Annotated in this window: 17 protein-coding genes; 9 read left to right on the plus strand and 8 right to left on the minus strand. The window is 39.6% G+C overall.

What is annotated here, in order from left to right; translation table 11 throughout:
- Positions 1-3: 3 nt before the first annotated feature.
- The 3 genes from ASL19_RS06735 to ASL19_RS06745 all read left to right on the plus strand — a co-directional run bounded on the left by ASL19_RS06735 (position 4) and on the right by ASL19_RS06745 (position 3,849).
- Positions 4-1,719: a diflavin flavoprotein gene (locus tag ASL19_RS06735; protein ID WP_057177825.1), complete on the plus strand. Its 1,716-nt coding sequence runs from the start codon at positions 4-6 to the stop codon at positions 1,717-1,719.
- A gap of 143 nt (positions 1,720-1,862) precedes the next feature.
- Complete coding sequence (aroC, locus tag ASL19_RS06740) at positions 1,863-2,951, plus strand: chorismate synthase (protein ID WP_057177740.1); 1,089 nt, start codon at positions 1,863-1,865, stop codon at positions 2,949-2,951.
- A complete protein-coding gene (locus ASL19_RS06745; protein ID WP_057177741.1) occupies positions 2,929-3,849 on the plus strand; it encodes an LD-carboxypeptidase in 921 nt (306 codons plus the stop codon). The genes aroC and ASL19_RS06745 overlap by 23 nt, the downstream gene beginning before the upstream one ends.
- 1 nt (position 3,850) lies before the next feature.
- On the opposite strand, the gene ASL19_RS06750 is transcribed toward ASL19_RS06745, so the two are convergent.
- Positions 3,851-4,594: a bifunctional 2-polyprenyl-6-hydroxyphenol methylase/3-demethylubiquinol 3-O-methyltransferase UbiG gene (locus tag ASL19_RS06750; RefSeq protein WP_057177742.1), complete on the minus strand. Its 744-nt coding sequence runs from the start codon at positions 4,592-4,594 to the stop codon at positions 3,851-3,853.
- A 49-nt stretch (positions 4,595-4,643) separates the two neighbouring features.
- Positions 4,644-5,858, minus strand: coding sequence for a glycosyltransferase (locus ASL19_RS06755; protein WP_057177743.1), 1,215 nt, complete (start codon positions 5,856-5,858; stop codon positions 4,644-4,646).
- A gap of 191 nt (positions 5,859-6,049) precedes the next feature.
- Between ASL19_RS06755 and ASL19_RS06760 the strand changes: the two genes are divergently transcribed.
- Both ASL19_RS06760 and ASL19_RS06765 read left to right on the plus strand, forming a co-directional pair.
- Positions 6,050-6,715 (plus strand): glycosyltransferase family A protein, encoded by a 666-nt coding sequence (locus ASL19_RS06760; protein WP_057177744.1) that lies wholly within the window; start codon positions 6,050-6,052, stop codon positions 6,713-6,715.
- Between the two features lie 55 nt (positions 6,716-6,770).
- Positions 6,771-8,090: an ABC transporter substrate-binding protein gene (locus tag ASL19_RS06765; protein ID WP_057177826.1), complete on the plus strand. Its 1,320-nt coding sequence runs from the start codon at positions 6,771-6,773 to the stop codon at positions 8,088-8,090.
- A gap of 20 nt (positions 8,091-8,110) precedes the next feature.
- Here ASL19_RS06765 and hemE read toward each other — a convergent pair whose 3' ends face one another.
- The 3 genes from hemE to hisIE all read right to left on the minus strand — a co-directional run bounded on the left by hemE (position 8,111) and on the right by hisIE (position 10,882).
- On the minus strand, positions 8,111-9,163 hold the full coding sequence (hemE, locus tag ASL19_RS06770) for a uroporphyrinogen decarboxylase (protein ID WP_057177745.1): 1,053 nt from the start codon (positions 9,161-9,163) through the stop codon (positions 8,111-8,113).
- Between the two features lie 96 nt (positions 9,164-9,259).
- Entirely contained in the window at positions 9,260-10,213 is a 954-nt protein-coding gene (locus ASL19_RS06775) for an NAD(P)-dependent oxidoreductase (protein ID WP_057177746.1), read from the minus strand.
- Positions 10,214-10,228: 15 nt separating this feature from the next.
- Positions 10,229-10,882, minus strand: a complete 654-nt coding sequence (gene hisIE, locus ASL19_RS06780) for a bifunctional phosphoribosyl-AMP cyclohydrolase/phosphoribosyl-ATP diphosphatase HisIE (protein WP_006275658.1) — start codon at positions 10,880-10,882, stop codon at positions 10,229-10,231.
- A gap of 133 nt (positions 10,883-11,015) precedes the next feature.
- On the opposite strand from hisIE, the gene hemL reads away from it, so the two are divergent.
- Positions 11,016-12,326: a glutamate-1-semialdehyde 2,1-aminomutase gene (gene hemL / locus ASL19_RS06785; RefSeq protein WP_057177747.1), complete on the plus strand. Its 1,311-nt coding sequence runs from the start codon at positions 11,016-11,018 to the stop codon at positions 12,324-12,326.
- Between the two features lie 99 nt (positions 12,327-12,425).
- Positions 12,426-12,542 carry a photosystem I protein PsaX gene (locus tag ASL19_RS17830; protein ID WP_040007874.1) on the plus strand — a complete coding sequence of 39 codons (117 nt, stop codon included), beginning with the start codon at positions 12,426-12,428 and terminating at the stop codon, positions 12,540-12,542.
- A 43-nt stretch (positions 12,543-12,585) separates the two neighbouring features.
- Here the strand turns inward: ASL19_RS17830 and ASL19_RS06795 are convergent, their stop codons facing one another.
- The gene (locus tag ASL19_RS06795; protein WP_057177748.1) at positions 12,586-13,452 is read right to left on the minus strand and encodes a branched-chain amino acid ABC transporter permease; all 867 of its coding nucleotides are present in this window, start codon (positions 13,450-13,452) and stop codon (positions 12,586-12,588) included.
- 206 nt (positions 13,453-13,658) lie between these two features.
- Between ASL19_RS06795 and hrmK the strand changes: the two genes are divergently transcribed.
- Together hrmK and larE are read left to right on the plus strand one after the other, a co-directional pair.
- Complete coding sequence (gene hrmK / locus ASL19_RS06800) at positions 13,659-15,512, plus strand: hybrid histidine kinase/response regulator HrmK (RefSeq protein WP_057177749.1); 1,854 nt, start codon at positions 13,659-13,661, stop codon at positions 15,510-15,512.
- Between the two features lie 66 nt (positions 15,513-15,578).
- Positions 15,579-16,412, plus strand: coding sequence for an ATP-dependent sacrificial sulfur transferase LarE (gene larE, locus ASL19_RS06805; RefSeq protein ID WP_057177750.1), 834 nt, complete (start codon positions 15,579-15,581; stop codon positions 16,410-16,412).
- 458 nt (positions 16,413-16,870) lie between these two features.
- On the opposite strand, the gene ASL19_RS06810 is transcribed toward larE, so the two are convergent.
- Both ASL19_RS06810 and ASL19_RS06815 read right to left on the minus strand, forming a co-directional pair.
- Positions 16,871-17,083 carry a hypothetical protein gene (locus ASL19_RS06810; protein ID WP_006275651.1) on the minus strand — a complete coding sequence of 71 codons (213 nt, stop codon included), beginning with the start codon at positions 17,081-17,083 and terminating at the stop codon, positions 16,871-16,873.
- 168 nt (positions 17,084-17,251) lie between these two features.
- Positions 17,252-18,487, minus strand: a complete 1,236-nt coding sequence (locus tag ASL19_RS06815; protein ID WP_057177751.1) for a DUF445 domain-containing protein — start codon at positions 18,485-18,487, stop codon at positions 17,252-17,254.
- Between the last annotated feature and the right edge of the window lie 5 nt (positions 18,488-18,492).

Raw genomic sequence — 18,492 nt, forward strand, 5'->3', positions numbered from 1 at the left:
CCTATGATAGAATCTAAACCACGGGATGTACAAATTGGGAGTATTGGGACTAACACACAGATTTTAAGAGCTAGAAGTTGGTCACGATTAAGATTTGAAATTGAATATGGACTTTGTCGTGGTACAACTGCCAACTCCTATTTAATCACAGCAGATAAAATTGCCATCATTGATCCACCCGGTGCAAGTTTCATCAACATTTATCTAGCAGCTTTACAAAACCAAATCCATTGGCAAAACTTAGACTATGTAATTTTGGGTCACTTTAGTCCCAATCGCGTACCAACCTTAACAGCATTATTGGAACTAGCACCACAAATTACTTTTGTTTGTTCTCTTCCTAGTGCTAATAATTTACATTCCACTTTCCCAGACGAAGATCTGAAGATTTTGATTATGCGGGGGAAAGAAACTTTAGATTTAGGTCAAGGTCATATTTTAAAATTCCTCCCCAATCCTAGTCCTAGATGGCCAGAAGCACTTTGTACTTATGACCCACAAACCCAAATTCTTTATACCGGTAAATTATTTGCAGCTCATCTTTGTAATGATCAGGTTTTTGATGACAATTTAGATAGTAATTACCAGGAATTGGAAGAAGATCAAAAATACTATTTTAATTGTTTAATGGCGCCCCACATAACCCATGTAGAAGCAGCACTAGAAAAAATTGCCCACTTGCAAGTTCAAATTTATGGAGTAGGTCATGGTCCATTAATTCGTAGTGGGTTAATTAAGTTAACTCAATCCTATTTTCAATGGAGTCACGCTCAAAAAGAGCGGGAAATATCCGTAGCTTTACTTTATGCTTCCGCTTATGGAAATACAGCTACCCTAGCACAAGCAATAGCTCTGGGGATAACTAAAACTGGTATAGCAGTCAAATCTATTAATTGTGAATTTACCTCCCCCGAAGAAATTCATACCACCGTGGAAAAAGCAGACGCTTTAATTATTGGTACCCCTACTATCGGTGGTCATGCACCTACACCCATTCAAACCGCATTAGCTATTGTGTTAGCTACTAGCGATAACAGCAAATTGGTGGGTGTATTCGGTTCCTACGGATGGAGTGGAGAAGCTTTAGATATAGTGGAAACAAAACTGAAACATGCAGGATTTCCCTTTGGATTTGATACTCTAAAAGTCAAATTCAAACCTGACGAACTAACATTAAAAATCTGTGAGGAAATGGGTAGAGACTTTGGTCAAAACCTAAAAAAGACCAAAAAAACTCACCCACCCCGGGAAATTGCCACACCAACAGAACAAGCAGTAGGTAAAATAGTTGGATCCGTATGTGTATTGACTACTAAACAAGCAGAAATTTCCATGGCAATCTTGGTCACCTGGGTTTCTCAAGCTACATTTAAACCACCGGGAATTACAGTGGCGATCGCTAAGGAAAGAGCCATAGAATGTCTAATGTACATTGGCAGTAAATTTGTACTGAATATTTTCAGTGAAGGTATTCACACAGACTATATAAAATCCTTCCGCAGGAATTTTACTCCCATAGAACACCATCTGAGTGGGATTAGAACTATAGTAGGGGAAAATAACTCTCCTATTCTAGCTGATGCAGCTGCTTATTTAGAATGTTCCGTTAATCAGCATTTAGATTGTGGAGATCATTGGGTAATTTATGCCACCGTTGACCACGGTAAACTCATCAATCCTGATGGAGTGACAGCCATAAATAAGACAAAAGCCTCATAAAGATGTTGAGTTATTAAACTTAACTTAAAATGGGCTACGGTAAAACCAATCGTTTTTCAACCGACTTTGGGTGTCGGGTAAGGGAATTCATTCCTACAGGAGCGGTGTGGTACAATTGACTGAGCAAGTATTTTCTCAATAACATGGGTAGCACATTTGGTCATCTTTTCCGAATTACGACATTTGGTGAATCTCACGGTGGAGGTGTGGGAGTTATAATTGATGGTTGTCCTCCTAGACTGGAGATTTCTCCCGCAGAAATTCAATTTGAACTGGATAGAAGAAGACCAGGACAAAGTAAAATCACCACACCCCGCAAAGAAGCAGACAGCTGTGAGATTTTATCCGGGGTATTTGAGGGTAAGACCCTGGGAACACCAATTGCCATTCTGGTGAGGAATAAAGATACCCGCTCCCAGGATTATGACGAAATGTCTGAAAAATACCGTCCCTCCCACGCGGATGCTACCTACGACGCTAAATATGGATTCAGAAATTGGCAGGGTGGTGGTAGATCTTCTGCACGTGAAACCATCGGTAGGGTAGCAGCAGGGGCGATCGCCAAGAAGATTTTACTTCAGGTAGCAGGTGTGGAAATTATTGCTTACGTTAAACGTATTAAGGATTTGGAGGGAACTGTTGACACTAATACTGTGACTCTAGCAGATGTGGAGAGTAATATTGTCCGCTGTCCTGACGCAGAAATTGCACCCCAGATGATAGAACTAATTGAGAAAACCGGTAGGGATGGTAATTCCATTGGTGGGGTGGTAGAGTGCGTGGTGCGCAACGTTCCTAAAGGTTTAGGAGAACCGGTTTTTGACAAGTTGGAAGCTGATTTAGCCAAAGCTGTTATGTCTCTACCTGCTAGTAAAGGTTTTGAGATTGGTTCTGGCTTTGCAGGAACTTTATTAACGGGTTTTGAACATAATGATGAATTCTATATAGGTCCCCATGGTGATATTAGAACTGTTACTAACCGTTCGGGTGGAATTCAAGGGGGAATTTCTAATGGTGAAAATATTATTTTAAGAGTTGCTTTTAAACCAACTGCGACTATTAGAAAGGAACAAAAAACAGTCACCAAGGAAGGGGAAGAAACCGTCTTAGCGGGAAAGGGAAGACATGATCCTTGTGTTTTACCCCGTGCAGTACCTATGGTGGATGGAATGGTAGCTTTGGTTTTATGTGATCATCTATTGAGACACTATGCACAATGTAAACTCCTCTAAGATTGCTCCAACTTTATTACCGTCTCCCCTGAGACCAGGGGATCTATTACGCGTTATTGCTCCCAGTGGTGGACTCAGAGAAATTACAGCTTTTGAAAAGGGTGTAAAAATTTGGCGAGACCGTGGTTATAATGTTCAAATTAGTGATAACATAGAAAAGCGATATGGCTATCTCGCGGGCACTGATGACCACCGTCGTCACCAGTTGTGCGCAGCATGGCAAGATCCCCAATGTCGTGGAATTATTTGTGCTAGAGGGGGGTTTGGTAGTGCTCGTATTTTGGAAAATTGGCACTGGGAGCAAAATCCACCAGACCCAAAATGGCTAATTGGATTCTCTGATATTACCGTTCTACTGTGGAGTCTATATAAAGGGGGAATTTCTGGTGTACATGCACCTGTACTGACTACTTTATGTGATGAACCACCATGGTCAATTGAAAGGTTATTTGACTGGGTAGAGGGTAGAGCTATTCACCAATTACAGGGTAAAGGTTGGGGAAACGGTCAGGTAACAGGAATATTACTTCCTGGAAACTTGACTGTAGCTACCCATCTTTTAGGAACACCCCTTTTACCACCAATGGATGGTGTAATATTAGCTTTGGAGGATGTTACTGAAGCACCTTATCGAATTGACAGAATGTTGACTCAATGGCGATTAAGTGGTATTCTTAGTCAAGTAAAAGGTATTGCTTTGGGAGGGTTTACTAATTGTCAACCACCCCCTAATATACCAAGCTTGACTATACAGGAAGTTTTATGCGATCGCCTATCTGATTTAGGTATACCTATTGTGTCTGACCTACCTTTTGGTCATGACATTCCTAATGCTGCTTTACCTGTGGGAGTACGAGCAAGATTAGATGCGGTGCAAGGAACATTAGAAATTCTCTGATTTAGGACCATTTTTGATAACAACGAGCATTTATAAGATAGGGGTGAAAAACTTCTATAAATTTAGTTTGCAAAGTCTGGAAAAACCTATTTAGCAATTGGGGATCATCATGATGAAAAGGAAATTCTTGATTGAAACCTTTAAAGAAACACCAATTCAAAATAATTTTTCCCCCATGATCTAGGGACTCGTGGAACATAAGTAGTTGCTCAACAGGATCTGGTAAATGTTCTAAAACATCAAAACAAACAATAGTATCAAATACCTCTAAATCGGGTATTTCCCCAGACAAAACAATTTTTTTATCTAATCCTAGCTGTTTAGACCTAAATTCTACAAAGTCACGATTAATCGGGTTTATGTCAACATAAACTACTTGGTTCACATTCGGTGACAATGCAGCACCAATGGCATGAGTACCAATTCCCCCACCAAAATCTAACACCCTACCGTGAGCATATTTGGCGATTATAAGTAAAGTGTTACCAATATTATCACGACTCGTTAAATGCCAACCTCCAAGGTCAAAAAGATACTCATTCTTGACCTGATCTTTATAGAAAGCAGTAGCTTTTTCCCAGTCAAAATCTTTGTGACCTAATTCACTCATTTCTTGTTGACCAGCAGCTAGTTTACTTTCCAGGGTTTTCTCATCCAAATTCAAAAATTCCCTAAGATGTTGCTTCAAGCTAAAAGCATCTTGCCAAAAGCTAGTCAAAAACGATGGAATGGGTGGTATCGTCATATTCTTTTTTTACCTCTTTTATAAAATAGTCCTGTATCTTATAATCCTATCAAAGATTGAACTGTGGTTTAGCATTATGTTTAGGTTTTTTCTGCAAAATTTTTTCGATTAACATCTCTAATTTATTGGCACAACTAGACTCACTAAATAGTCGTTCTATTTTTTCAGAACGGTCTATTATCTCTTTAGGAGTTTCTACATGATTAATAATTGCTTTTGACAAAGCATCTACATCATTTGGTGGTACTAAACATCCACACTCTAATACTTCAGAAATTTCACGTGGTCCAACTGGACAATCACTAGCAATAAAGGTTACTCCACTAGCTACAGCTTCTACCAACACCATCCCAAATCCTTCATAATGAGAAGCGAGGATTACTGCTCTAGATAATAAAAAGTAAGCTCTAGGATTTGTAACAGTACCTGCAAATAGAACAATATCACTAATGTTTAAATAATTTGCAAATTCTTGCATTTCTGTTTTTAAATTGCCATCTCCTAGTAAAATTAAACGGATATTGGAATGATACTGACTAGCTAGAGCAAATGCTTTCAATAAAGTTGGATGATCCTTTTGATGATGGAATCTAGCAGCAGATACAAAATTAATTAACTCCTGGTTTTTTAACCATAGCTCAGCTGTGGAATTTAATGGCTGATTATTTGTATCAGGTATAGCAGGGTTATAGCATACTTCCACTTGACGGGGATTTAATCCCAGATTTAATAATCTTTCATAGAGACTTTTACAAACAAATACTAATCCGCTAGCTTGCTGAAGACTACTCAAACTAATCCGATTATCAACACCTATAGATAAATTTTGAAATATTCCTATCAATGAGTTGTTTTTGCTTTCACCCTGTAATTCAGAAATGAAATCAGTATGAAGATAACTGATATAGGGGATTTTTACACTTCTTGGAATCAATTGAGAAAGATAAAAAAGTTTCGTAATAAATGCAGTATGGCAAACAATAATATCCGGCTTTAATTCCGCAATTACTTTACTTAATTTTATAGCTATCCATATTTGATGCATTACTCCACCAATATAAAATAAATTGCCGGCAACTTTCATAATTATGAGTTTTTCAGCAGCTTTAAAATCAACTATCCATTGTAAATCCAAATCAGTCAATACTATTGTGGAGACTTTATAACCAGCTTGAGACTGAGTAGAAATTAGGGAATTTGCAGTTCTGGGCGCTCCCCCAATATTACTTAAAACTAAATGACAAATATGCTGATTAGATTTCATAATTTTTCGAGCAGTTAGGAAGTGTTTGCAGTTCAAGAGGTTCGTTGAAAAGTGTCATCATATTGACTCCATGGTAATTAAGTGGTATTCTTGACCAAGACTTTACCGTTTGTCAATCACCACCTAATATACCAACCTTGAGTATACAGGAAGTTTTGAGCGATCGCCAACCTTAACCACTCACCAGAACTATGAGTCCCATCAAATTTGATCTCAAACCAGAAATCAGTATTATTCTATGTACATTTAATCGCGCCAAATACTTGGTAAACTGTGTTGAAAGTGTAATAAATCAAACACATCACAATTGGGAACTTTTAGTTGTTGATGATGGTAGTGAGGATGAAACTTTTACCATAATCAATGAATATCTATTAAAATATGGCAATATACGTTATCTAAAACATCAAAATCGGAAATCACCTTATGCCAAAAACGTTGGGATCCAGGCTTGCTTCGGAAAGTATATCACATTTATTGATAGTGATGATACGTACCTACCAAATCACCTAGCCACACGTTTAGAGTATATGGAAAGTAATCCGGAGGTGGATTTGATTGCAGGTGGATTTGCTTGTGAAGAGGATATATTTGTAGCGGATTTTTTCCAACCTGGGAAAATCATCAACCTGCGAGATTGTATTTTGGGTCCGACATTTTTTGGCAAACGGAAAGTATTTTTTGATTTAGAGGGGTTTAATAATCTTCCCTATGGTGAAGATACAGACTTTTGGGACAGAGCGGAGAAGCTGGTTAGAACCCATAAACTCTCCCAACCGGAAACGTATATTTACACTAGAGCTGAAGTGAGTATAACTAGGGAGTTTACTGATAAAATCCTGCATTCTTTATCTTAAACCGCGACCCCGCAAGCGTGAAAAAAACTTCATAAACAACATGTATGTTAAAGTGATGATCAAACCACTACTACAGCTGAATAGGTGGCAATTAAGTCGCCAGATTTCCATACTGTTATGCTTATTGAGTTTATGTTCCTTGGCAATATTGAGTGGTTGTCAAAACAACATACCTCAAAAAAACCATATTACCCATCTAACTTTATGGCAAGGAATTAACCCACCAGCGAATCGGGATGTTTTTCAAAAACTAGTGACCAAATTCAATCAAACTCACCCAAATATTCAAGTTGATTCGTTGTTTATTTTGGGATCAGATATGGCATTACCTAAAATATTAACCTCTGTAGTTGGTAACGCCACTCCCGATCTTTTGGTTTATAACCCTGGAATTACCGGACAAATTGTAGAACTAGATGCGGTAACTCCCCTAGACCAATGGTGGAATCAATTTCCACATAAATCTGAGGTATTTCCTAACTTGTTAGAGCAGTTAAAACTAAATGGCAAATTGTGGTCATTACCATTGTGGAATAGCAACGTCGGCATTTTTTATCGTCCGGATTTATTTGAAGCTGCTGGTATCACCCAAACTCCTAAAACTTGGGAAGAATTAATAGCAGTTGCTCAAAAATTAACCCTAGATAAAAATCGAGACGGACACCCAGAACAGTATGGCATATTATTACCTCTAGGTAAAGGGGGATGGACTGTTTTCACTTGGTTTCCCTTTGTATTAAGTGCAGGGGGGGGAATCATGACGGACAACTATCCAAATCTCAACAACCCTGCTGCTATTACCGCAATCAAATTTTGGCAACAACTATTACAAACAGGTGTAGCAACCCTATCTCCACCAGAAAGAGGTTATGAGGAAGATGCTTTTTTCGCTGGTCGGGTGGCTATGCAAATTACTGGACCATGGTCTTATATTACAAAATCTCCCATACCCTTTAATGCGTTTCCTATCCCCACCTATACTACTCCAGCAACGGTAACTGGTACGGGTAATATATTTATGATGAAGACCACTTCAGAAAAACAACAAGCTGCTCTTAAATTCCTGGAGTTTATTGTCAGTCAAGAATTTCAAACCCCCTGGTCTATAGGAACCGGTTTTTTACCCGTCAATATCAAATCTTTAAATAGTCCTGAATATCAAGACTATCTCCAAACCAGACCCTGGTTAAAGGTATTCCTAGACCAAATTCCCCTAGCTGGTTCCCTTCCCACTATAGCTGGTTTTAGTCGGATCTCGGAAAATTTAGGTAGAGCAATTGAACAAACATTATTGGGCAAGTCCTCAGCTGAAGTTGCCTTAAAACAAGCTCAGGAACGTTTGGATGTAATTTGGGGAGACATGTCCTCCCCCTAAATTGCCAACCAAAATGGAAACTACACCGGAACATGAAGGTTTTTGGCAGTCTCAAAGAAAAAAGCCACATTCTCTTCTGGTGTTTCTGGTAACACTCCGTGTCCCAAATTAAGTATGTGTCCCCAATTGCCAGCTTTGCGAACTGTGTCTAAAATTCTCTCCCGGATAAACTGCTTTGACCCAAATAATACCCCTGGATCTAAATTTCCCTGCACCTTAACGTTATTACCCAATCTTCTACGTGCATCTGCCATATCCACAGTCCAGTCAATGGTGAGAATATCCGCACCAGAGGTAGCCATTCTTTCCAACAGTCCCGCACTACCCGTAACTAACAAAATCAGGGGTGTTTGTGGATGGGTTCTTTTCACTAACTCAAACACCTTTTTTTGGTAAGGTAAGGCAAAGATATCATAATCTTGGGGACTTAATTGCCCTGCCCAAGAATCGAACATTTGTACTACTTGAGCACCACAATCTATTTGGTAGCGGATATATACGGCTATAGATTCTGCCAACTTGTCTAATAACTGATGGAGAATATTAGAATCTGAGAAAGCCATATTCTTAATTATAGAATAGGTTTTAGAGCCTTTTCCTTCCACTGCGTAAGCTGCTAAAGTCCAGGGTGCGCCAACAAAGCCCAGTACGGTTGATGCACTACCTACTTCCTGACGCAACGCTCCCAAAATCTGACGAATAAAAGGTAAAGCGGTTTCTGGATCTAGTGGGTGTAACTCATCAACTTGTTGTTGAGTGCGAATAGGCGAAAAAATAATTGGCCCTTTTCCTTCCGCAATATCCATGTCAATACCCATTCCAGGTAGGGGAGTGACAATATCGGAAAATAAAATTACTCCATCGGGTTGGAAAGCTCTCCAGGGTTGGAGGGAGACTTCAATGGCCACCTCAGGAATTTCTGAGCGTTCCCGAAAGGAAGGATATTTCTCCCGCAGATCTCTATAAGCTTTCATGTAACGTCCCGCTTGACGCATCATCCACACGGGAGGACGATCTACCTTTTCACCGCGTGCAGCTCGGAGCAGGAGAGGAACCGTTGAGGAAACACCCATTTAACACTTCATCCTAAGTCACTTTTATATTTCATGTTTAGCTTATCATCCCCAGCTTACGGTTCCCTCTTATATCTTTATAAAACTCAACATTCTTCAACCTTTGCTGACTCCGCTGGTTTTGAGAACATCTGTCATGGTGGGACAATAGTTGGGTAGGTCGAAAATTCCTGGGTTAATGGGATTGTTATAGGTAAAATGTCTATACCTCATGCAGAATCTGTCCCAGGAGGCCATTTGAATTTTAAAGACTTTAATGATTAAATCTGCTAAAGCTAGAGAAAGGGGAATGCGAAAGTAAATCTTTTTGTTTAGGTATTCACACACCTCTTCTATAGCTTGATTTACTGTTAGTGGTGCTTGACCTAAAACCAGTCTTCTGGGGTCTCCTTTTTGTGGTGGGTGATCAATCAAATGCTCTACCACCTTGGCAATGTCTTTACCATGGATAAAGTGAAAACTACCATCGGTTTTTAAAAACCGAATTATATTCAGATATTTTGTCACTTCATGAATACCCGAGGTCAGGTGAGAGTAGGGTTTGTTTTCATCTCCTCCCAATACTAGGGTGGGGAATACTGTGGTAATTTTGGGGAAAATCTCTAAATCCTCAATTTTACGTAAACACTTGTATTTGGAGCTAATATAGTCGGTGCCAATTTCTCCAGCTTCTTTTAAGGGTTGATTTTCACGATTTAAAACACTAGCAGTAGAAAAATAAATTACCTGTTCACACCTGTCAGGATTTAATAGATTCATTAGTTGTATGGTTTTATTGACATTAATATCAAAGATATTATTTCCTCCCCAGGAAGTAGCTGTTAAAACCGCTGTGTCAATAGTTTTGAGTAAATTCCCCAAATTACTAATTTCCCCCATGTCGCCCTGTAATATGGTCACACCAGGACGCATATCAGTATTAACTTGCAGTTTGTTAGGATTTCTCACCAGTAAATAAAGTTGATGATTGGTGTTTTCTATTAGTGTTTCACTAATGTAGTGACCAATACAACCGCTGGCACCCGTGATTAAAATTCGTTTTTGATTCATTGAAAATTTTCTCCCCTACTTCCTCCGCTCTTCTAGCTTGCGATAGACCGATCTTAAATCTACTTGGTGATGGGCCAAAGCCACAAGAGTATGATAAAACAAGTCCGCCACTTCACCCGCGATCGCATCTGGGTCATCATCTTTAAAAGCCATGACTACCTCCGCACTTTCTTCACCTATCTTCTTTAAAATTTTATTATCCCCCCCTGCTAATAACTTACAGGTGTAAGAACCTTCCGCAGGATAATCCCGGCGATCGCATATCACATGAAAAAGGTGAGATAGGGAATCTGGGGGAGGGGGAATAATTTTGGTGTCATCCAACTGATGAAAACAACTACGTTCCCCGGTGTGACAAGCGATATCACCAATCTGTTCCACACTAAATAGTAGAGCATCACTATCACAATCATAGCGAGCAGTTTTCACCTTTTGAATATGACCGGAAGTAGCTCCCTTGTGCCAAAATTCCTGACGGGAACGACTCCAAAACCAGGTTTCTCCTGTAGTTAAAGTTCGTTGTAATGATTCCTGATTCATCCAAGCCATCATTAACACAGTACCATCAAGATAGTCTTGGATGATTGCTGGTACAAGACCATATTGGTCGTAGCGAATTTTTTCCACTGGGATAGAGGATTCTAAAGATAGAGATTGGGAGGATAGCATAGTGTGCGACGGACTTTATTTAAGAATCATCTCAATAATCAAACCATATCAAAATATGGGATAAAACAATAGGATAAGTTTATCCTATTCTTTCATAGAAACTGAAATTAATCACCACTTATAGGAGATCACCTTGGTAGACACTACTATTAGAACCACAAAATCCCAGGAAATCTTTGCAGCAGCTCAAAATTTAATGCCAGGAGGAGTTAGCTCACCCGTACGCGCCTTTAAATCAGTTGGTGGGCAACCAATAGTATTTGATAGGGTTAAAGGTGCTCATATTTGGGATGTGGATGGTAACAAATACATTGACTATGTAGGCAGCTGGGGTCCAGCCATTTGTGGACACGCCAATCCAGAAGTAATTAGTGCCCTACATCAAGCTCTAGAAAAAGGTACAAGTTTTGGCGCGCCCTGTGTGCTAGAAAATATCCTAGCAGAAATGGTAATTGATGCTGTGCCCAGTATTGAAATGGTAAGATTTGTTAATTCTGGTACAGAAGCTTGTATGGCAGTGCTGAGACTAATGCGAGCTTACACCAATAGGGAAAAAATCATCAAATTTGAAGGTTGTTACCATGGACATGCGGACATGTTTTTAGTCAAAGCAGGTTCAGGAGTAGCCACCCTGGGGTTACCAGATTCACCGGGAGTGCCAAAATCTGCCACAAAAGGTACATTAACAGCCCCTTTTAATGATTTAGAAGCGGTCAAAGCACTATTTGAACAAAACCCAGGAGAAATAGCTGGGGTAATTTTAGAACCAGTAGTAGGGAATGCTGGGTTTATTGCTCCCGACGCAGGGTTTTTAGAAGGGTTAAGAGAAATTACCCAAGAAAACGGAGCATTACTAGTATTTGACGAAGTAATGACCGGGTTCCGAATTGCTTATGGTGGTGCCCAGGCAAAATTTGGCATTACCCCTGATTTAACCACCCTAGGGAAAGTGATAGGTGGGGGATTACCCGTAGGAGCTTATGGAGGTCGTCGAGAAATCATGTCCATGATTGCTCCAGCAGGTCCAGTCTATCAAGCGGGAACCCTATCTGGAAATCCCTTAGCTATGACTGCTGGAATTAAAACATTAGAACTATTACAGAAACCGGGAACTTACGATTATTTAGAGAGAATCACCCAGAAATTAGTCAATGGAATGCTAACAATTGCCAAGGAAGCGGGACACAGTGTGTGTGGTGGCAGTATCAGCGCCATGTTTGGTCTATTTTTTACATCAGGTCCCGTGCATAATTATGAGGATGCCAAAAAATCAGACACAGTCAAATTTGGTAGGTTTTATCGGGCCATGTTGGAACGTGGTATTTATCTAGCTCCTTCCCAATTTGAAGCTGGTTTTACTTCTTTAGCTCATACAGAAGAAGATATAGACCAAACCCTAGCAGTGGTGAAGGAGGTACTCAGGGGAGTTAATTCCCCAACCTAGGTGGAGAGTAGCTAAACTTTGAACATTTTTAAAGATAGTGGAAATTTGGTACTGCTGTTTGGTATTTGTGGAAATGTGATTAAATCAGGAGGGTCAAATATGACTTCTAAAACAAAAGAAACCAAACCCAGTTATGTTTTCCGCGCCAGTTGGGCCATACTGCTACTGGCTATCAACTTTTTAGTAGCAGCTTATTATTTCCATATTATTGAGTAGGTAGGTGGAGAGGGACCGAATCTCCCAGTTTCTAGCCCCTCCCCTACACTGTTCCTTTAAACAGTCCTTTGGGACGAATGAGTAAAACTAAAATCATAATTAACAAGGCAACTCCTTGCTTATACTGAGATCCTAACCAAGGAGTGCTGACTTCCTGGGCAATGCCAATAATAAAGGCAGCAAATATGGCACCATAAGGGTTGCCAATTCCCCCTAAAATTACTGAGGCGAATAGGGGTAAAATTAAAAACCAGCCCATGTTAGGACGAACAGCAGTAATTAAACCATACATACTACCGCCTAGGGAGGTAAAGCTACCCGCAATAATCCAGGTCCAAAGAATTACTCGTTCTACATTAATCCCGGAAACCCTGGCTAAATCTAGATCATCTGCTACTGCTCGCATGGCTTTACCAATTTTGGTGTTCTGTAATATATAGTGCAGGAACAAAATCGCCAATATGGCTAGGACTAAAACTAGTAATTGATTTTGTGGCACTTTCAAACCGCTTATATCCAAGGCCTGAATTACCGGAAGATTGTAATTTTGGTTTTTACCCCCCCAAAGAAAAATAATCCCGTTACGGACAAATAGGGCCAGTCCAATGGAGATGATAATCAGGGTGGTAGATGTGGCACGTAATGCTCTCATTCTTGACCACAGTATCTTCTCTGTTATTAACATCGCTATCACGGTTAATATGGCTGCAACAACCATTGATAACCAAATGTTCATTCCCCACCCGTTTATCACCCAGGTAAAATATGCCCCTAAGGTTAAAAAGTCTCCATGGGCAAAATTCGATAGTCTTAAAATTCCATAAGTGAGTGTTAGTCCTACTGCTGCCAAGGCAATAATACTACCTACCGCAATCCCATTAATAATTAATTGAGCTAGTTGTGCATCCATTAATAAATACTACTATAAAGTCACTTTACTTAGATTCTAACATCAATATCACCCTATGAATATCATAAGTTATATCTCATACGAAGCTAGTGAGGAAGATTAACTTCTGTGTTAACATACACAGTGTGGAGATCACTATATGAAAATATAACCCTTATTTATCTCCCGCTGTTTTCCGCTAAGGTTAGTATCTTTGGTCACTTTTTATGTACAAATACTCAAACTTACCAAAAGGAAATCCTCGGATAGATAAAACCCCCAAACTCTTACGCACCATCCAACAACAAGGATATGATTTGTGGTTGGAAAAACATTTGAATCGGTTACAACTTAGTCTAAATTTTTGCTTATTCACAGCAGTTAATACACCTTTAAGCACGGGTGAACCTAATACCCAGGAGGCAAAAATCGCTGAGTCCCAGATTTTGCAAACTCTGCTTAATGAGGTTTATGCTGCTTTGAATTTTAATGGGTTGGGTCTTGAAGGTATTACATTATATATAGCTGAGTGTGAACCTCAAGAAAATATGGCTAGAATTGTCTTGATGTGTAATTCACCAACTTCACCTCCATCCCTGTCACAAACAACCTCCAGATGGAATTTGGAATCCCATATTGGTCTCCCCGATCTCCTGGAAATGGAAAAGCACAACCCTCCCCTAGCTTGGCGTTTTCCTGATGATTCTACTAATGTGACTAAATGGCTAATTGCTCTTCATCCCCTATCTGATTTATCTGGTCTTGCTAAACCTCAATTTTCTCCCTTGCACTGGCGATCGCAGTTTATTCAAAAAGCCATTAAATATTCCTGGACTTATTTAATACAAACTCAAAAAATTCAGACTTTAAAATATTCCTATCAATCCCTATTACAGTTTAATTACAACCTAGAACGTAAGAATAAACTTAAAAATCAATTTTTGGCCAACACTAGTCACGAAATCAGAACCCCCTTGACTTCGATTATTGGATTTACTGAGTTATTATTAGCTCAAGGTTACCAAGCGGAAAGAGAACGCCATCAAGAATATTTACAGATTATTCAATCCAGCGGTAAGCATTTATTGAGTTTAATCAATGACATTTTAGACCTTTCCAAAATAGAAGCCAATCAGCTAGAAGTGCAATGGGAAGTAGCCGATATACCATCATTGTGTAAAAGTGTTTTGGCCCTAGTGAAGGAAAAAGCAGGAGATAAGGGTTTAAAATTACAATTGGAAATCAATGAGGATGTGAACACTCTGTTGGTGGATCCTCTACGACTGAAGCAAATGCTATTAAATCTATTGTTTAATGCCATAAAGTTTACTAATGTAGGGAGTGTAGGTTTACGAGTTGTTCTTAAAGATTCATGGTTGAGATTTACAGTATGGGATACGGGAGTTGGCATTTCTGGGGAAGACCTGTCTCTACTGTTTCGTCCCTATACCCAACTAGTAAATACCATAAATACCCAACAAAATCATGGCACCGGTTTAGGATTGATTGTGACCAAACAACTTGCGGAAATTCATGGAGGTAGTATTGAGGTGCGATCGCAATTAAATCAAGGTTCTGAATTTACTATTATTCTACCTCTCAAATCTGAGAGAACTACCCAAATACTAGAAATTCAACCAGAACAAGACCCAGAACTAATTGACAAAACTCTTGACCACCTAATTAATACTCCAACCAATATTCAAAAAATCAATCACTGCACAATATTACTAGTAGAAAATGATCTAAATAATAGTGAACTCATAAAGACTTATCTAAATAGATTAGGCTATCAAGTTATACACGTAAAAACTGCCACAGAAATGTGGGTAAATTTACCACAAGTGCAACCGACAATCATCTTAATGGATTTGAAACTGCCAGATGGTAACGGACTGAACTTAGTATCAGAAATCAGAAAAGACCCCAGATATCAGAACATTCCTATCATTGCTCAAACAGCAATGGCCATGAAGGGAGACAGAGAAATATGTCTAGCTTCCGGTTTCACCCACTATATTCCTAAACCCATAAATTTGACAAATCTCGGTGCTATACTGGAAAAGTGCCAGAACTCCTAGCAATCAACCATCCTACTTGTCCATAGCTTTCTGGATCAAGCCATATATGTATAAAATATTAAAAATATGACACTCACAGAAAAATTAGAAAAATTAAAGACCTTATTTGCCGAAATGGGACATGCTTTAATAGCCTATTCCGGAGGAGTTGATAGCACACTAGTAGCCAAGGTTGCTCATGAAGTATTAGGCGATCGCGCGGTAGCGGTAACTGCAGTATCCCCATCTTTACTACCGGAAGAGTTAACAGAAGCTACTGCACAAGCAGCAACCATTGGGATAACCCATAAAATTGTCCATACTCAAGAGATGGCCAATCCCAACTACACGTCCAATCCAGTTAACCGGTGCTACTTTTGTAAAAGTGAATTACATGACACGCTCAAACCCCTAGCATTAGAATGGGGATACAGTTATGTGATTGATGGGGTAAACGCTGACGATCTCAAAGACTACAGACCGGGAATTCAAGCTGCAAAAGAAAGGGGAGCAAGATCACCCCTAGCAGAAATAGGAATTACTAAAATGGAAGTGCGTCAACTTTCCCAACAATTAGCACTACCCTGGTGGAACAAACCCGCCCAACCCTGTCTAAGTTCCCGATTCCCCTACGGAGAAGAAATCACCATAGAAAAATTACAACGTGTGGGGAGAGCAGAAATATATTTAAAAACTTTGGGTTGGGAAGACCTGCGAGTCAGATCAGAGGGGGAAACTGCTAGAATTGAACTCCCACCGGAAAAAATCAAGGATTTCGTCCTCAAAACAGACTTACCTACCCTAGTAACCACTCTGGAAAATCTAGGGTTTATTTACGTCACCTTAGATTTAGAGGGTTATCAGAGTGGTAAGCTGAATCGAGTCTTGACAAAACAGGGTCCCGTCCTTCCCAAAAAATAATCCTGATAGAGAAAAAGGAAAGCAGAAAAATAACAATAAGTGACATACTCCACACACTCCCTTACAGGTGAGTGTGGGCTTCTCAACGACTCTTCTATGAAGACATTGATTGAGCTTTGAGGGCGTGTGTCCCACGCGCCTTTATATTTATAGCCGCATTTAGATCCCGGCACAAGCTAAAACTATTAGGAGGAATTCGCCCAAATTAGCACCTGTTTTTGGTCAGGACTGTAGCTATTCCACCTAAAAATTTTGAGGTTATTTCTTACTTAAAATGGTTCCCAAAGAAATCTAGCTACTGATGAAACTAAACCCAGGAAAGTCAAAATTTCATCACTTTGATTCCAGATTTCCTTGGGATTTGCTTTGAGGTTGCTGGAGATACGACTTTAACTTGATATTAGCCTGATGACAGTCTTAATTCTTGGTCTTCACCCAGGAATCAAGACTAGTCCGAGTTAAATTTCGCCGTCCACTTGCATTTTGTGCACTTGATCAGCTAACTCTTGACGACCTTGGTCATCTAGCTTATCAATTGCCAACATACCCATGAGGATAACCTCTTTTAACGTCAGACGGGTAGAATGTGCCTGTTTTTGCACAGTCTCTTTGATCACTGGACTTACGCCAATTGCGGTACTTGCTCTAGCCACGGAATTCACAATAAACATTAACGACTTCGGATAAAATCTTAGCACTTTAAATGCAATTATTGTCTACATAATAAAACTTAACAATTTTTTTTTTAATTTTCTTTATCTTCTTCCCTCCACCTATCCCCCTTTTCTCTATCTTCCCCTCCTTACTCCTCCTTCTCCATTTTTTGATGCCAACCCTGACTAGACCTGGTTTAGAAGGAGAAGTCCTACCTGTAACAGACCCACCCCTAACCCTAAAATACCTCCTAGATTCACAATTGCCTGTAACTCGTTCTTGACAATCCCCTCAATAGCTGCTTCTAAGTCAGCAGGTGAGGTGGCCTTCACTTTTTCTACAATAACTTTATCCAGGGATAAAATTGGAATTGCTTGCGCTACAATGGTTTCTAGATCTTTTTCTAAATACTTGTCTAAGATTAGGGCTAACTCTTGAGCCACAGACTCTAGGGAACTGTTAACAATGGCTGAATCGCGCAGACGATTTAGTAGAAGCATGGAAATTTTTTCCCAGTCCGCTGATTCTGTTACTTCCTGTATCAGGTTACTGCCAGTGTCTCGCAGATAATATCTTATGCTCTCTTTTACACTCTTTCTTAATTCACGAACTGTGCCAATGGGCAAATTTTGCAGGGATAAATCCTGTAATAGCTTTTTCAGGCGATCGCCCAATTGTAGGTCTTGAACTAACTCTTGCAGTCGTTGATTAGTCAATTCCTTCTCATCCAAACAAAAACTTCTGAGTCGGGTAAGAGTATTTCGTAAACCGAAAAGATTAGCTACCACCCAGTAAGTACCACTAGTTTTTTCTCTAAAGCTATCATCAATAGTTTGAATAGTTTTATCTGTGAGAAAATTAATTATTGCTTGTCTTAACACATCCGGTGGAAAAGCAACCTTCAGTAACCAGTCAGCTAACCAAATAGCCTGTTCTTCGTTTAGTCTAAACTCTAATATTAGACGGTCAAAAACTTGATTAATTTGTACTTCTAGAAAATCTTCTTTACGAGCTAACACTCTTAACAGACGGGGAAGAGAATCCCCCAATAAATCGCGCAAAATTCCCGCCAAGATCTGAGCAGTTTTCTGATTTTTTTCCTGTTTAATTTGGGCTAGTGCCAATTGCAACAACCATAGGATAGCAGCTTTGACCCGGTCAGTTGCCAAAAGTCGTCCAGCCAATTTATGTAATTCGTCTGGAGTTAGGAGGGAACCCATGATAGCATGGGCAATATTGTTTCCCAATCGCTCTTGATTACTGGGAATCAAACCAGGAGTAAAAGGTAACTTACGTCCCAGAACATAGACGGGTCTGTAGGGACGGAAAAGCATTTTAATGGCTATATCATTAGTGAAATAGCCAATTACACCACCCAGGACGGGAGGTGACATATAAAGCCAAAGATGTGACCAATCCACAGGAT

Origin of the sequence: Cylindrospermopsis sp. CR12 (assembly GCF_001432185.1) — a bacterium.
In the GTDB taxonomy this organism is placed as follows: domain Bacteria; phylum Cyanobacteriota; class Cyanobacteriia; order Cyanobacteriales; family Nostocaceae; genus Raphidiopsis; species Raphidiopsis raciborskii.

Bases quoted from the DNA above. Each gene is read 5' to 3' on its own strand.
- ASL19_RS06735 (WP_057177825.1), top strand. From the start codon at position 4: ATGATAGAATCTAAACCACGGGATGTACAAATTGGGAGTATTGGGACT.
- aroC (WP_057177740.1), top strand. From the start codon at position 1,863: ATGGGTAGCACATTTGGTCATCTTTTCCGAATTACGACATTTGGTGAA.
- ASL19_RS06745 (WP_057177741.1), top strand. From the start codon at position 2,929: ATGCACAATGTAAACTCCTCTAAGATTGCTCCAACTTTATTACCGTCT.
- ASL19_RS06750 (WP_057177742.1), bottom strand. From the start codon at position 4,594: ATGACGATACCACCCATTCCATCGTTTTTGACTAGCTTTTGGCAAGAT.
- ASL19_RS06755 (WP_057177743.1), bottom strand. From the start codon at position 5,858: ATGAAATCTAATCAGCATATTTGTCATTTAGTTTTAAGTAATATTGGG.
- ASL19_RS06760 (WP_057177744.1), top strand. From the start codon at position 6,050: ATGAGTCCCATCAAATTTGATCTCAAACCAGAAATCAGTATTATTCTA.
- ASL19_RS06765 (WP_057177826.1), top strand. From the start codon at position 6,771: ATGATCAAACCACTACTACAGCTGAATAGGTGGCAATTAAGTCGCCAG.
- hemE (WP_057177745.1), bottom strand. From the start codon at position 9,163: ATGGGTGTTTCCTCAACGGTTCCTCTCCTGCTCCGAGCTGCACGCGGT.
- ASL19_RS06775 (WP_057177746.1), bottom strand. From the start codon at position 10,213: ATGAATCAAAAACGAATTTTAATCACGGGTGCCAGCGGTTGTATTGGT.
- hisIE (WP_006275658.1), bottom strand. From the start codon at position 10,882: ATGCTATCCTCCCAATCTCTATCTTTAGAATCCTCTATCCCAGTGGAA.
- ASL19_RS17830 (WP_040007874.1), top strand. From the start codon at position 12,426: ATGACTTCTAAAACAAAAGAAACCAAACCCAGTTATGTTTTCCGCGCC.
- ASL19_RS06795 (WP_057177748.1), bottom strand. From the start codon at position 13,452: ATGGATGCACAACTAGCTCAATTAATTATTAATGGGATTGCGGTAGGT.
- hrmK (WP_057177749.1), top strand. From the start codon at position 13,659: ATGTACAAATACTCAAACTTACCAAAAGGAAATCCTCGGATAGATAAA.
- larE (WP_057177750.1), top strand. From the start codon at position 15,579: ATGACACTCACAGAAAAATTAGAAAAATTAAAGACCTTATTTGCCGAA.
- ASL19_RS06810 (WP_006275651.1), bottom strand. From the start codon at position 17,083: ATGTTTATTGTGAATTCCGTGGCTAGAGCAAGTACCGCAATTGGCGTA.